The organism is Methylovulum psychrotolerans (assembly GCF_002209385.1).
Taxonomy (GTDB): domain Bacteria; phylum Pseudomonadota; class Gammaproteobacteria; order Methylococcales; family Methylomonadaceae; genus Methylovulum; species Methylovulum psychrotolerans.
In genome coordinates, this window is sequence record NZ_CP022129.1 from 3,288,840 (window position 1) to 3,303,875 (window position 15,036).

Sequence of the window (15,036 nt, forward strand, 5' to 3'; positions counted from 1 at the left end):
GTACAGGCGATAAAATATCGGCCAATCTTGGCTATTTTCAATAACCCCACTTAAAAACCTCACTATGGCAAACATCCTTATTATCGGCTGCGGCGCTGTCGGTTCCGCCTTGGCGGCTGTGCTAAGCAGCCAAGGCCATACCGTCACAGGCTTGAAACGCCAGCCGCCCAGCCACAGCGACGGTATACATTATATCGCTGCCGACATTACCTCTGCGGCGGCTATCGATGCGTTAGACATAACGGTGGATGTGGTGTTTTTTATCGTCGCCGCCGGGGGGCGTTCCGAGCAAGGCTATCGGGCACTTTATGTCGATGGCCTTCAGCATGTCTTGGCAAAGTTTAACCGCCAACAGTGGTTTTTTGTCTCCTCTACCAGCGTCTACGCGCAAAGCCAAGGCGAATGGGTGGACGAAGACTCGCCCGCTGAGTCGGCCGTGATAACAGCGCAGCTAATCCGCCAAGCCGAACAAACGCTATGGACGGCGAACCCTACCCATGTCGTGGTGCGTTTTTCCGGCATTTACGGGCCCGGGCGTGAGCATTTGTTGCGCATGGCGCGACAAACTCCGGCCATCCAACAACAACCCGCGTATTTCACTAACCGTATCCATCAGGAGGATTGTGTCGGGGTGTTGGCGTTTTTGTTTGGCCTGTGGTTAGCAAAAACCCCTTTGCAGCCGTGTTATCTCGCCAGCGACGACGACCCCGCACCGCTCTGGGAGGTGGTGTCTTGGCTAGCGGCGCGGCAAAACAGCCCAGTCCCTATCGCCAAGATTGCTGCTGCGGACGCGGATGCCAATAAGCGCTGCCGGAATGCCCGCCTGAAAGCCTTGGGCTATGCTTTCCGCTATGCCAGTTATCAAGATGGCTATGCCGGGTTGATCCTATGAGTAAAAAAATCAAAACCGCGTTTGTCTGTGACCAATGCGGCGCGGATTATCCGCGCTGGGGTGGGCAATGCACCAGTTGTGGGGAATGGAACACCATTAAGGAAGTGCGTTTAAGCGCCGCGCCGAAAGAACATGGCAACCGGGCGATGGGCTATGCGGGCAGCATCTCGACAGTCAAGCTGTTATCGGATGTCGATTTGGCGCAAACCGAGCGCATCCTTACCGGTATTACCGAGTTTGACCGGGTGTTGGGCGGCGGCATTGTATTGGGTAGTGTGGTGCTGATTGGCGGTGCGCCGGGGGCGGGCAAAAGCACCTTATTGCTTCAGGCCATTGCCAATATCGCTGATCGGGGCATCCGGGTGTTGTATGTGTCGGGTGAGGAGTCTTTGCAGCAGATTGCCGAACGGGCGCGGCGGCTAAAATTGCCTGCCAACCAGATTATGATGCTGGCGGAAACGTCGGTGCAGCGTATCTGTGAGGTGATGGACGAGGTGAAGCCGCAGATTTTGGTGATAGACTCTATTCAGGTGATGCACACCCAAGATGCCGAGTCCGCACCCGGTTCGGTGTCGCAGGTGCGCGAGTCGGCCAGTTATCTGACCCAATACGCGAAACGCCAGCAAGTGAGCATTTTCATGGTCGGCCATGTCACTAAAGACCAGTCCTTGGCCGGCCCCATGACCTTAAGCCATATCGTCGACACCCAGGTGATGCTCGGTTCTACCGATGATGCCCGTTACCGGGTGTTACGCGCCGATAAAAACCGTTTCGGCAGTGTCGGCGAGTTGGGCTTTTTTGCGATGGACAGCAGCGGTCTTAAGGAAGTGAAAAACCCCTCGGCGATGTTTTTAAACCGCGCCGAAACGCCCGCCTCCGGCAGTGTCGTAACGGTGTTATGGGAAGGCACACGGCCTTTACTGGTGGAGATACAAGCGTTGGTGACTGATTGCCAATACGGCAACCCGCGCCGCTTAGCGGTGGGGTTTGACCAGAACCGTCTGGCGATGCTGTTGGCGGTGTTGGCGCGGCACGGCAATATTATGACCGCCCAAGACGAGATTTATGCCAATGTGGTGGGCGGCATTAAGGTTAGCGAAACGGGTTCGGATTTGGCGATTGTGATGAGCGTGGTGTCCAGCCTAAAAAATAAGGTGATCCCGCATGATGTGCTGTTTTTTGGCGAAATTGGCCTGAGCGGTGAAATCCGCCCGGTCGCGAATGGCCATGCGCGGCTGAACGATGCCGCCAAGCATGGCTTTAAAAAAGCAGTGGTGCCTAAGGCCAATGCGCCCAAGCAGAAGCTGGCACAATTGCAGGTCTATCCGGTATCGACCTTGGCGGAAGCCTTGGATATTCTCGGTGACTTGGTTTAACCCAAGAAAAACAGCAAGGACGTTTGGTTGACGACAAGCACATCATTGTTGTTCAGTTTCATATAATGGTTGCCTAGCGGCTGGTTATTGAGGGTTAACAGACCCTTGGCCTCCAAAGCCGAAACGTAGTAGCCGTCCCGACGCTTGGAAATGACCACCACGCCGCTGCCCGTATTACCCAAGCGGGTCATGGCTTTTTTAAGCGGCAGCACTTTGCCGATGCTAGTCCCGCTCATCACCTGAAGATTGGCGGGGGGCAGGGTCACAAAGCCGTCATCGGCATCAAAGCCACCGACATGGGCATTAGAATAATCGTAATGGTTTTCGTCTGTCGTGTCCGGCTCGGACGTTTCCGTAATGCTATAGATAATGTCATGCTTACCTAGCGTGATGGTGTCGTTATGGTTCAGGTCGCATTCTTTGACTTTTTGGCCATTAACGATCAGCGGAAAATTTTCGTTTAATTGCTTGATAGTGCTGCCGCCGTTATCGCGGCTGATGATGGCGGCGTGGGCAGGAGCCACTGCCAGACTGTCGATAGTCAGGTCGTTGGTCTCGTCTCGGCCAATATGGACTACGCCTGTTTCGAACAAGAACGAGTCGATTGCCTTATATTTAAAGAAAACGGTAAGCTTTGCCATTGGTCTGGTATATTTAGCCTGAATTGACTTTAATTATAGACGGTATTTTTTCAACTATTCAAGAAAATACACTATTAAACAGTGAATTTTCCACTTTGTGCCGACTATTATTTTCTAGGCAAAAATTTCACCAATTTGACCGTGTTTTTATTGCGTTTTATCACCTCCAATTGGTAACCGTGCAGGTCGATACTGGTGCCGGGTTCAGGGATAGTCTCCATCACCTCAATAATCAGGCCATTTAAGGTTTTCGGGCCTTCGGTCGGTAACGCCCATTGGGTGACGCGGTTGAGCTCCCTGATGGTGATACCGGCATCGACCAGATAACTGCCGTCATGCTGCGGTTGGGCGGCGGCCACCTCATCGGTGATCAGTTCGCCGACGATTTCCTGCAACAGGTCATCTAACGTCACCAGGCCTTGGACATCGCCATATTCGTCAACCACCAAACCAATGCGGATTTTTTCTTTCTTAAAATTCAGCATCTGGGTATGCACAGGCGTGTTTTCCGGGATAAAAACCGGTTGACTGAGCAAATTAATGATAGTTTGCTTGTCAAAATACGGCTGGTTAACCTCAATCAGGACTTTGCGCAGGTGTAAGAAGCCGATGATGCGGTCAATGCTTTTTTTATACACCGCCAGTTGGGTGTGCGGGCTGTCTTTGATTTGGCCGACAATTTCTTCTAACGGATCTTCAAGGTCAATGCCGACAATTTCGTTGCGCGGGGTCATGATGTCTTCAACCGTTGCCGATTCCAAATCCAAAATGCCTAAGAGCATTTTTTGGTAACGCGGCGGCATCAGGCTTTCGGCCTCGGTGATGATGCTTTTCAGTTCGTCACGGTTAAGCGAGTCGGGGGTGTTTTTGTTGACATCAACCCCAACCATCCGCAGCAGCAAGTTGACAAAGATATTGACGAACCAGACTACCGGGTAGAGTATTTTTAATAAGGGCTCGTAAATCCACGCGGCCGGAAAGGCCAACAGTTCCGGTTTTATCGCCGCTAAGGTTTTGGGTGTCACTTCGGAAAAAATCAGCATGACCAGCGTCAAAACCCCCGCACCAATGGCGATGCTGGATTCTTCTTGGGGAAATAGCCGGATAGCTAAAATGGTGGTGATGGAGGCGGCAAAGGTGTTGACGAAATTATTGCAGAGTAAAATCAGGCCGATCAGGCGGTCAGGACGCTTAAGCAATTGGTGGGTTTTTATTGCGCCCGGATGCTTAAGTTTGACCAAATGCCTTAAACGGTAACGGTTAAGGGTCATTAAGGACGTTTCCGAACCTGAAAAGAAAGCGGACAGGATCAGCATGAGGAGAAGTACGCCTAACAGCATACTAAGGGGCATTTCGTTCAAAGAAGGTTCTCTTAGGTTACTAAAACTGTTTTAGTTTCTACTATGCAGATTTTTTGTCAAGCACCAATATCCACAACAGCCCTATTGTTTTCGGTTTTTGCCAGCTTATCTTTCAATGGTATAGATAATGCTTTGTTGATAGGGGAAAAAACTTTATAATGGGCAGTTCAACGGAGCCGTTCGCTCCTCCTTGCTTTACCCTTAGGCAATCTTAAGGGAAGGCTTTACCCGAAAGGAAAACTAATGCGACATTATGAAATTATCTTTTTAGTCCATCCTGACCAAAGTGCGCAAGTGCCCGCAATGGTCGAACGTTATAAAGCGACCATTGAAGGCGCTAACGGGACTATCCACCGTTTGGAAGATTGGGGTCGCAGACATTTGGCGTATCCTATCAAAAAAATCCACAAAGCCCATTATGTCCTGATGAATGTCGAGTGCGACCAGCCGACGCTGGACGAACTGGAAAGCGGCTTCCGTTTTAACGATGCCATTTTGCGTAGCATGACCCTGTTGCAAAAACATGCGGTCACTTCGCCTTCTCCGATTGCCATCGCCACTGCCGAAGGCAACAAACAGGCCGAATCTAAAGCGAAAGAAGCCGCTGCGAAAGAAGCTTTGGCCCTGGCTGACGATTTGGACGACGACGAAGAGTTCGATGCCAACGAAAGCATTTCTGAATAAACATTAACTATTTTAGTAGAGACGTATTATGGCTCGTAACATCAGACGCAAAAAATTCTGCCGCTTCTCCGAAGAAGGCGCCCAAATCGACTATAAAGACCTGGACTTGTTAAGCGATTACATTACCGAAACAGGCAAAATTGTCCCTAGCCGCATCACCGGCACCACGGCCAAATATCAACGGGAACTGTGTGTCGCCATTAAACGCGCACGCTTTATCGCCTTGTTGCCGTTCTGCGACGCACACAAATAACCGGATTGGCGGGCGATGAACTTTCTGGCGGCATACATTATGCGGGGCAGGGTACAAGCCATGGCTGTGGCCTCGTCCTTAGCGTTGTTGTCGCTGTTGTTCCCGCCCGTGAGTATCGTAAGCTCAGCTTCGGTGGCGTTGGTCACGTTGCGGCGGGGAGCGACCGAAGGCCTGTATGTGCTGGGCTGCTCCAGCTTGGTTGCGGGGCTATTGGGCTGGGGCTTGTTTGGCGATTTCCAATTCGCCTTGCTCTACGTGCTGGCGCTCTGGTTGCCCGTCTGGCTGATCGGCATTATCCTGCGCGAAGGCCGCCAGTTATCGGTGGCGGTGGAAATCGCCGTCCTGCTGGGGGCTTTGGCGGTGGCGGGCTGTTATGTATTCAATCCTGAAATCTCGGCGACTTGGTTGACGGTGTTTGGGCGCATGATGGATCCTGCCAACTTGCCGCCTGATGCACCGATCGCCGACTTTAAGCACACCGCCGCCATCATCTCCCATTACATGACAGGCATCGTGGCGACGGGTTCGGTTTTTAGCCTGTTGTTCGGTCTGTTTTTGGGGCGTTGGTGGCAAGCCAACCTGTACAATCCGGGCGGTTTTAAGACCGAATACTTGGCGTTGCGGATGCCGACCCGTTTTGCGGCGGCCAGCTTACTGGTCATTGCGGCGGCACAAGCGTCATCCGGCGTACTGTCGGAAGCGGCTTGGAATATTTCCGTCCTGCTGCTCGTCCTGTACGGCATCGTCGGCACGGCCGTACTGCACGCCCTGTTTGCAGGCATGAAACTGGCACGTTTTACCGTACCCATGCTCTATATCACCTTGTTCCTGATACCCCATGCCATTTTATTGGCGGCGGTGGTCGGCTTGGCTGATGCGTGGCTGAACTTACGCAAACATCAATCTAAACACACTACGCCAAAAGCGTAAATCATGGGGCCACCCCCCACACACGAGGTATTATAAGATGGAAGTCATTCTTCTTGAGAAAGTAGCGAACCTGGGTAATCTGGGCGATAAAGTCACCATTAAAGCGGGTTACGGCAGAAATTATCTGATCCCACAAGGCAAAGCCACCCCTGCGACCACCAACAAAATCGCCGAATTTGAAGGCCGCCGCGCCGAGCTGGAAAAAGCCGCCGCCGAAAAATTGCTGGCCGCCCAAGCCCGCGCCGCCGCACTGGGCAAGCTGGAAATCGTCATTGCCCACAAAGCGGGCGACGAAGGCCGTCTGTTCGGTTCTATCGGCACCCACAACATTGCCGAAGCCATTACCGCGCAAGGCATTGTGGTCGGTAAGCATGAAGTGCGTTTGCCACACGGTACGATCCGCCACATCGGCGAGTTTGATATTGATGTGTCAGTCCACACTGATGTCGTCGTCACCATGACGATTAAAATCGTCGCCGAAGCGTAAAATCCGGCTAGGATAGGGTGGTCACGCAAGTGCATCGCCCTGTCTGGCCAATAGCTTCTGGGTATAAGGGCTTTAACGCCATTTATTGAGCTAGCTGCCGTTATGCGTATCCTTTATACCTGCCTGTTTTATCTGCTGTTGCCCGCTATTTTGTTGCGCTTGGCGTGGCGGGGCATTAAAGCCCCCGCTTACCGCGAGCGTTGGCAGGAACGGCTGGCGTTCTACCGCCACAGCTATCCCCATCCGGTCATTTGGCTGCACGCGGTTTCGGTCGGTGAGACCGAGGCTTTACTGCCGCTGGTCAAACGCTTACTGAGCGAGTATCCGCAAGAACATCTGCTAATCACCACCACCACCCCGACCGGCTCGGCACGGGTTAAAGCCGCCCTGCAAGATCGGGTCAGCCATGTTTATTTGCCTTATGATTTGCCGGATATCCTGCACCGCTTTACACGCTGTTTCCAGCCTAAGCTGGCGGTCATCATGGAAACCGAAATCTGGCCCAATCTCTTTGCCCACTGCGGGCAACAAGGTATCCCCTTATACTTGGTCAACGCCCGTTTATCGGAACGTTCGGCGCGGGCTTACCGACGTGTGCCGTCTTTAATCCGCCCGACGCTGGCGCATATCACCTGTATTGCCAGCCAATCCGCCGAAGACAGCGCCCGTTTTCTTGCCATTGGTGCGACTTGCCCGGTGCGGACGCTCGGTAATGTGAAATTCGATACCGAAATTGCCGCCGACCTGCGCAGCCAAGGCCAACACTTAAAAAGCCGCTTATTTGCCGGACGCTTTGTCTGGTTACTGGCAAGCAGCCATCAGGGTGAAGAGGCCCTAGTCTTGCCGCTGTATCGGCAACTCAAGCAACATTTGCCCGAACTGCTGTTGCTGATCGCCCCGCGCCACCCCGAACGCTTTAGCGAGATCGGGCCGCTGTGCCAACAACAGGGTTTGACGTGGCTAAGCCGCACATCCGGCCAAGCTTGCAGCGCCGCTACCGATGTGTATGTCGTTGATACCTTAGGCGAGCTGAAACTGTTTTATGCGGCGGCGGATGTCGGCCTAGTCGGCGGTAGCCTTGTTCCCGTCGGTGGGCATAATGTCTTGGAAGCCGCCGCCGTGGGCGTGCCCGTGCTGTTTGGCCCGTATATGGCAAACTTTAAAGCCGTTGCCGAGGGTATCTTGGCGCATAATGCCGCTGTGCAATGCCAAACCGTTGCCGATATTGGTGCGGCCATTTTGGCGGTCTACAACCGCCCTGACTATAAAGATGCCCTAATCGCCCAAGCTCTGGCCTTTGTCCAAGCTAACCAAGGGGCGACCGGGCGGTTGTTCGGCTTACTGGCTGACGAATTGGCGCAAACCCCCAGTGTAGCCGAATAAGCAGCGGCTCCAGTAATGCCGATAGTCCTAATCGCCGCCCATCAAGGCTTGCCCAAGGCCACTATAGCCCCTATCATGTGCGGATATAATCAGCGCCGCCGCCCTTCCCTGTTTGCCTAGGAGACCCAAGTCTTGAATACCGTACAAGATATAACCAGCCCCATGACCGCCTCAGAACGCTATGCGACATTCTCGCTAGCGGGTATTTACGCCCTGCGGATGCTCGGCTTGTTTATGATCTTGCCCGTATTGTCCTTGTTCGCCCAACAGTTGGAAGGCACCACCCCCGCCTTGCTCGGCTTGGCGATGAGCATTTACGGCTTGCCGCAAGTCTTGCTACAAATCCCGTTCGGTTTGCTGTCCGACCGTATAGGCCGGAAAAAAGTGATTGTGTTCGGCTTGCTGCTGTTCTTGATCGGCAGCGTTATCGCCGCCCTGTCCAGCACCATCCAAGGCGTATTGGTGGGCCGTGCCTTCCAAGGTGCGGGGGCGATTTCCTCGGCGGTCATGGCGCTGGTCGCCGACCTCACCCAAGAAGTCCACCGTACTAAGGCGATGGCGACCATCGGCATCAGCATCGGCCTGTCGTTCGGCGTAGGCATTGTCGTAGGGCCTATCATCGCCCATTTTGGCGGTGTCCAAACCGTGTTTTGGGCGACCGCCGCCCTTACCGTGCTGGCGATGTTGACGCTGATTTGGGTCGTACCCAACCCCAACCGCCTAAAACTGCACCGCGATGCCGAATTCGTCCCCGCGCAAATGTTCCAAGCTTTAAAAAATCCCGATTTATTGCGTTTGGATTACGGCATTTTCATCCTGCACATGATTTTAATGGCGATATTTGTCGTCATCCCCACCGATATGCGCAACGCCGGCCTCGCCGCCGGACACGAATGGCAGGTCTACCTGCCCGTGTTCGTCTTATCGATGGGCTTGGTCGTGCCGTTTATCATCTTGGCGGAAAAAAAGCGTAAAATGAAAGCGGTGTTTTTAGGGGCAATTAGCGTCATTTTGCTGGCCGAACTCGGCTTATCGCAAACAGCGGGGAGCTTGCCCGCCATTATCGCTTGCTTAGGGCTGTTTTTCTGCGGTTTTAACTTATTGGAAGCGACTTTACCGTCGTTAGTATCAAAAACCGCCCCCGCCGATTTAAAAGGCACGGCGATGGGCGCGTATTCCAGTTGCCAATTTATGGGGCTGTTCATCGGCGGCTTGGTGGGCGGTTGGTTTAAAGGCGCTTATGGCGAAACGGCAGTGTTCCTGTTCTGCGCCGCCGCCGCGCTGAGTTGGCTGTTAGTCGCCTTGCGGATGACCCCGCCGCGTTACCTCGCCAATATGCTGATTAGCTTAGACGGCTTGGACGCAGCCAAAGCCAGCGACTTAGCCGCCGCCATGCTAGCCGTCAGCGGCGTGGCGGAAGTGACCTTAAGCGTTGATGATGGCGTGGCGTATTTGAAAGTGGATAGCCAAGTATTGGATAAAGCGGCGTTGCAAGCGGTGGTGGCTGCGGCATAAGGCCGCCTTCCGCCCTCAAAATCCCAACACAAACCACGCAAATCCCCGCCAATTCGGCTAAAATGCCCGTTTTGCTTAGGAGGATGGCAATGGCCCCCAAGATCCATATTCAACGCTATAGCGGTGCGGCGTTAATCCCTTTTATCCCCGATTTGGCGCGGTTACGCATTGAAGTGTTCCGCGATTTCCCGTATTTGTACGACGGCACCTTGGACTATGAACAAAAATACCTGCAAACCTATATCAATAACCCGTCCAGCGTTATTGTCTTAGCCTTGGATGGCGAGAAAGTGGTCGGCGCGTCTACCGCCCTGCCGATGCGCGACGAAACGCCGGAACTCCAACGGCCTTTTTTAGACAACGGCTACGATTTAAACGAGGTGTTTTATTGCAGCGAATCGGTGCTGGACAAAAACTATCGCGGCCTCGGTATCGGGGTGCGGTTTTTTGAAGAGCGCGAAGCCCATGCCGACTATTTGGGTGGCTTTAAGCACATCACGTTCTGCTGTGTCGAACGCCCTGCCGACCATCCGCGCCGCCCCGCCAATTATGTGCCGCTGGATAATTTCTGGAACAAGCGCGGCTATGTCAAACACCCCGAACTGCATACCAGCTATCTGTGGAAAGACTTGGACGATGCCGAGGAAACCGCCAAACCCATGACTTTTTGGTTGAAACATGAACGTTAAAATCGCCACCGCCCAATACGACATCAGCTTTCTTGCCGACTGGCAAGCCTATCAGGACAAAAGCCGCCGCTGGGTAGCGGATGCCGCCGAACAGGGGGCAAAAATCCTGCTGTTCCCTGAATATGCCAGCATGGAACTGGCCTCCCTGTTCGGAGAGGCGATCTATCAGTCGCTGAGCAAGCAATTGGAGGCCATGCAGACCCTGCACGACGCTTTTCTGGCACTGTTTAAGGCGTTGGCGCAACAGTACGGTTGCCTGATCCAAGCCGGGACGTTTCCGGTCAAACAAGCGTCCGGCGAATACCGTAACCGCGCCTATTTGTTTTTTGCCGACGGCAGTATCGACTATCAGGATAAGCTGATGATGACGCGCTTTGAAAACGAGCATTGGTTCATCAACAGCGGCACCGAACTGAAGGTGTTCGCCAGCCCTTATGGCAAATTGGCGATTAACATCTGCTACGACAGCGAATTTCCGATCTTGGCACGGCAACAAGCCGAAGCAGGTGCAGAATTGATTTTAGTGCCCAGTTGCACCGACACCTTAGCGGGGTATCATCGCGTTAAAATCGGTTGCCAAGCCCGCGCTTTAGAGAACCAATGCTATGTCGTGCAGTCCTGCTTAGTCGGCTTAGCGCCTTGGTCGGAAGCCGTCGATATTAATATCGGCGCGTCCGCCATATATACCCCAGTCGATAGGGGCTTCCCCGATAACGGGGTTTTGGCGGTAGGTGAGCTGAACGCCGTGCAATGGGTGTTCGCCGACCTGTCTTTAGGTGGCGGAATCGCGACGGTCAGGGAGCAGGGGCAGGTGTTTAATTATCGGGATTGGCCTTTGCAGTATCGGGCGGAAATGGTCGGGTAGAAAAGGCGGTTGAGGCTGTAGGGTAAGACGGCTCCCTCCTGATGGGTGTACAGGAGGGAGGCCATCCACTTAGGCAAACCTTAGCACTTCGCCTAGCTTTCCCCTTACCTAAGCCACACCTTAGTGTTAAAATTGCCTGCATCCTCAATGTCAGTCCCGTCCAGTTATGAACCGACAAAACCACCAAGGCACAGGCTCCAACATCGGGCGCGACCAAATTAACACCGAACGCCAAGCCAACATGGGCGACGGCAGCATTTATAACGAAAACGTTACCCACATCCACTATGCCGGAACCGCCATCCTCCGCCACCTGACCGCCACGCCGTTCATCCCCGATGTGTTCCAAGGCCGCGAGGATGATTTGACAGCGATACGCGCCAAGCTGGAAGCAAGCAACCAGCCCTTGTTGTTGGTCAACGGCCAAGGCGGTATCGGCAAAACCTCGTTGGCGGCGAAGTATTGGCAAACTTACCAAAGCCATTACGCCCACACCGCTTGGCTGTATGCCCCCAGCCGCTTGGACGATGCTTTGCTGATGTTGGCCTTGCCTTTGCAAGTGGGCTTCCCTGATGCTATGCCCACGGCGCAACGTTTGGAGGTGCTGCAAGCCGCCGTCGCCAACCTCACCGCACCCTGTTTGCTGATTATCGACAACGCCAATAATGCCGAAGAGCTGGGGCGACACTGGGGCTTTTTACATGCTTGCACCCACTGCCATATCCTGCTCACCAGCCGCCTGAACGGCTTTAACGGTGCTGACCATTACCCGATTGCCGCCTTGCCGGAAGATGTGGCCTTAAGTGTCTTCAATAGCCATTACCCGCAGCACCGGACAGAAGATGACGGGCTGTTTTTTGGCATTTATCAAGCGGTGGGCGGCAACACGTTGGTGCTGGAGCTGTTGGCGAAGAACTTGGCGGCGGTGAACGTCAACAAAGTGTTTTATTCGCTTAGCCAGTTGCTGGAGGATTTGCAACAAAAAGGGCTGTTGCAGTTGGCGAAAACCAAAACGGTTAACGTGATGGGCAAAGGCGTGTTGCCCGTCTTACAGGCCGCCAACCCCACCGCCATCATCGCCGCCCTGTATGACGAGTTGGAGCAGATAACACCGCTCAGCGCAGCCGAACAACGGCTATTGAGTAACTTGGCGGTATTGCCTGCGGAAAACTGGGCTTATGAGGATTTGGCGGACTTGCTGTTAAACCCGGATGACGACGAAGAAGCCTTCTCCGACACCCTCAGCGGCTTGGCGGCACGCGGTTGGCTGGAGAATAGCGTCCAAAATGGGATAAGCCACTACAAAACCAGCCCAGTGGTACAGGAGATTACCCGTCATAAAAACGTCGAACACTTGCAGGGCTATTGTGCGGGCTTGGTCGTTAAACTGACAGATAAACTGGATTATGAAGCTGGCAGCGGGCATTTGCTCAACACCAGCTACGCGGACGCGGCGGCTTACTGCCGCCATGCCGAAACAGCTACAATTTGGTTGCCGGGGGATAATAACCTTGCCGTGTTGCACGAACGCATTGGCCGCTACCACCTGACCATCGGCAACCTGGACAAGGCCTTAAGGGCTTTTACCGATGATCATACCGTCATGGCGGCACTCCACCAGCGCGAACCGGATAACCTGTACGCTAAAAACAGTCTAGCAATTGCCTGTCAATACTTAGGCAATACCCACACCACGCTGGGCGACCTGCAACAGGCCTTGCGCTGGTATCAAGACTACCACCGCCTGGAACAGGAACTCCATGCCGCCGCCCCCGGCCATCTGGGCTTTAAAGACGGCTTGGCGGTTGCCTGCCAATACTTAGGCAACACCCACACCACGCTGGGCGACCTGCAACAGGCCTTGCGCTGGCGTGAAGAAGACTACAGGTTGTCGCAGGAACTCCATGCCGCCGCTCCCGGCCATCTGGGCTTTAAAAACGGCTTGGCGGTGGCCTGCCAACATTTAGGCAACACCCACACCACGCTGGGCGACCTGCAACAGGCCTTGCGCTGGTATCAAGACTACCACCGCCTGAAACAGGAACTCCATGCCGCCGCCCCCGGCCATCTGGACTTTACCAACGGCCTAGCCGTTGCCCTCAATAGGTTAGGCTGGCATTACGAACAACAAGGCAATCTCCCCTTAGCCTCGGACTATTATCGGCAAGCCCAAGCCCTATTGGCGGACTTAGTCGCCAAGTCGCCACTTTATGTGGAGTTTAAAGATAGATTATCTTGGGTTAATGGGCGGCTGGAAAAGCTAAAGGCTTAAACTCGATGATCAAGTTTTTCATAAAGTCACCTCTAAATAGTGGACAAGATTAGCGAAGGGCTAAGGCTTATCAAGGTGGATTGCTCCCTCCCCTGATGGGGAGGGCTGGGGTGGGGAGAATAAAATCAATAACTTATGCCTATGGCTAAGCGATTTTAAGCAGTCTATTTTTTTAGTCTGTTTAATGGAAAATGTTGTTTAGATTCTCCCTACCCCAACCCTCCCCATCAGGGGAGGGGGCTGTGTCACCTTACAGCTTGTTTATTTTAATAACAAAAACATGAATATTGCGTGTTGTCTTAAACAATAGCATCTGTTTTCTATAGTAAATAAACAGCGGCATAGCCGCATTGAGTGAATGTTATGGCTACTATTGCCCCTATCCGCCAGCGTTATAAAACCCTATCCTGGCATTCTTTATGTCTGGCGATGCCCTTAAGTTTTGCGGCTTTGGCTGGCGAAGAAGCTGCCAAGCCGCCTGTGCTCAGCGTCGAGCAAACCTTAGTCTCGCACCAAGACCCGGTACAGATTAACCCTAAATTAAGCCTAAGCCAGTTGGTGGAACAAACCTTGGCCAAATACCCGGACGGCCATTGGTTGGATGCCTTGGAAGAAGAGGCCAAAGCCATTAGCCGCCGTAGCGAAAGCTGGATGGCGGGTGCGCCGCAGGCGGGCTTGCGTTACCAAGAAGCGACCAGCGGCACCTTGCATTATATTGATGCGCAAGTGCAAGTGCCGTTGTGGAACATCGGCCAGCGCGATGCCGAGGCGACGGTCGGCGCGAAAGCGGAAGAGAGTGCGCAAGCGCAAACCGTGGCGACCAAGTTGCGCATCGCCGGACTGGTGCGGGCGGCGTTGTGGGATATGTCGCTGCAAAAAATCCGCTACGAACAGGCACAGGCGGAAATCGCCATTTTTAGCCAGTTATTGGCGAAGATTCAGCGCCGGGTCGAGTTGGGCGATTTGCCCCGCGCCGACGAATTGCTGGCACAAACCGAATTGCTGCAAAAACGCGCGGTGCTGACCCTGGCGGAAGCCGAGCTGATGCACGCGCGTAAACGCTATGCCAGCCTGACCCAAACCACCCAAATCCCCGCCGTGTTTGGTGAAAAACTGGTGGCCCTGCGCGAAATCCAAGCCAGCCATCCGGCTTTACAGGCGGTCAACAGCCAAATTGAGCGCAAAGAAGCGGAGTTGGAGGCCTTGAAACGGGTAGGCTCCGGGCAAAGCAATGTCGCGGTCGGCATCAACAGCGATAGCTTTACCTCAGACCCGCGCAGTAACAAGACTGAAAGCTTTAACATCGGCGTTAACGTGCCGTTCGGCGGCAGCGCCCATATCCAACCGCATATCGCCGCCTTGAATGTTGAGCTGAACCGCCTGATTGCCGAGCGCGAGTTGCTGTACCGCAACTTAGAGCAACTGCACCACGAGGCTGAGCATAACTTGGAAGTCAACCGCGTCGAGTTGGGCATCGCCAACGAGCTGAAGCAAGTCGCCGAGCAGCATCTGGGCATGTCCAACACCGCATTTTCAGTAGGCGAGATTGATTTGATCGACTTATTAAAAATCCAATCCCGCACCCAACAGGCGATTTTAAACGCCAAGGAACGGGCGTTGATGTTGGAGCGCGACCAAGCGTTTTATAACCAAGCCGTGGGAGTTATGCCATGAGCAGGAATAAGAAT

At 53.7% G+C, this 15,036-nt stretch carries 14 protein-coding genes; 12 read left to right on the forward strand and 2 right to left on the reverse strand.

Features of this window, described 5'->3' with window-relative positions; genetic code table 11:
* Positions 1 to 64 precede the first annotated feature (64 nt).
* A complete protein-coding gene (locus CEK71_RS15010; RefSeq protein ID WP_088620145.1) occupies positions 65 to 892 on the forward strand; it encodes an NAD-dependent epimerase/dehydratase family protein in 828 nt (275 codons plus the stop codon).
* Complete coding sequence (gene radA / locus CEK71_RS15015) at positions 889 to 2,268, forward strand: DNA repair protein RadA (protein ID WP_088620146.1); 1,380 nt, start codon at positions 889 to 891, stop codon at positions 2,266 to 2,268. The genes CEK71_RS15010 and radA overlap by 4 nt, the downstream gene beginning before the upstream one ends.
* Here radA and CEK71_RS15020 read toward each other — a convergent pair.
* Together CEK71_RS15020 and CEK71_RS15025 are read right to left on the reverse strand one after the other, a co-directional pair.
* Complete coding sequence (locus tag CEK71_RS15020; protein WP_088620147.1) at positions 2,265 to 2,909, reverse strand: FHA domain-containing protein; 645 nt, start codon at positions 2,907 to 2,909, stop codon at positions 2,265 to 2,267. The two genes, radA and CEK71_RS15020, sit on opposite strands and share 4 nt — an antisense overlap.
* A 107-nt stretch (positions 2,910 to 3,016) precedes the next feature.
* A complete protein-coding gene (locus tag CEK71_RS15025) occupies positions 3,017 to 4,270 on the reverse strand; it encodes an HlyC/CorC family transporter (protein WP_232463657.1) in 1,254 nt (417 codons plus the stop codon).
* A gap of 243 nt (positions 4,271 to 4,513) precedes the next feature.
* Between CEK71_RS15025 and rpsF the strand changes: the two genes are divergently transcribed.
* The 10 genes from rpsF (at position 4,514) to CEK71_RS15075 (ending at position 15,022) form a co-directional block, all read left to right on the forward strand.
* A complete protein-coding gene (gene rpsF / locus CEK71_RS15030; protein WP_088620149.1) occupies positions 4,514 to 4,954 on the forward strand; it encodes a 30S ribosomal protein S6 in 441 nt (146 codons plus the stop codon).
* 28 nt (positions 4,955 to 4,982) lie between these two features.
* Positions 4,983 to 5,207, forward strand: a complete 225-nt coding sequence (gene rpsR, locus CEK71_RS15035; RefSeq protein ID WP_088620150.1) for a 30S ribosomal protein S18 — start codon at positions 4,983 to 4,985, stop codon at positions 5,205 to 5,207.
* Between the two features lie 60 nt (positions 5,208 to 5,267).
* A complete protein-coding gene (locus CEK71_RS15040) occupies positions 5,268 to 6,137 on the forward strand; it encodes a DUF2232 domain-containing protein (RefSeq protein ID WP_232463658.1) in 870 nt (289 codons plus the stop codon).
* Positions 6,138 to 6,174: 37 nt separating this feature from the next.
* Positions 6,175 to 6,624, forward strand: a complete 450-nt coding sequence (gene rplI / locus CEK71_RS15045; protein WP_088620152.1) for a 50S ribosomal protein L9 — start codon at positions 6,175 to 6,177, stop codon at positions 6,622 to 6,624.
* 102 nt (positions 6,625 to 6,726) lie between these two features.
* A complete protein-coding gene (waaA, locus tag CEK71_RS15050; protein WP_088620153.1) occupies positions 6,727 to 8,007 on the forward strand; it encodes a lipid IV(A) 3-deoxy-D-manno-octulosonic acid transferase in 1,281 nt (426 codons plus the stop codon).
* Positions 8,008 to 8,139: 132 nt separating this feature from the next.
* Positions 8,140 to 9,522, forward strand: coding sequence for an MFS transporter (locus CEK71_RS15055; RefSeq protein WP_232463659.1), 1,383 nt, complete (start codon positions 8,140 to 8,142; stop codon positions 9,520 to 9,522).
* A gap of 89 nt (positions 9,523 to 9,611) precedes the next feature.
* A complete protein-coding gene (locus CEK71_RS15060; protein WP_088620154.1) occupies positions 9,612 to 10,211 on the forward strand; it encodes a GNAT family N-acetyltransferase in 600 nt (199 codons plus the stop codon).
* Entirely contained in the window at positions 10,201 to 11,076 is an 876-nt protein-coding gene (locus tag CEK71_RS15065; protein ID WP_088620155.1) for a carbon-nitrogen hydrolase family protein, read from the forward strand. The genes CEK71_RS15060 and CEK71_RS15065 overlap by 11 nt, the downstream gene beginning before the upstream one ends.
* A 166-nt stretch (positions 11,077 to 11,242) precedes the next feature.
* Positions 11,243 to 13,348, forward strand: coding sequence for a tetratricopeptide repeat protein (locus CEK71_RS15070; RefSeq protein ID WP_088620156.1), 2,106 nt, complete (start codon positions 11,243 to 11,245; stop codon positions 13,346 to 13,348).
* A 363-nt stretch (positions 13,349 to 13,711) separates the two neighbouring features.
* Positions 13,712 to 15,022, forward strand: a complete 1,311-nt coding sequence (locus tag CEK71_RS15075) for a TolC family protein (protein ID WP_232463660.1) — start codon at positions 13,712 to 13,714, stop codon at positions 15,020 to 15,022.
* Positions 15,023 to 15,036 lie beyond the last annotated feature (14 nt).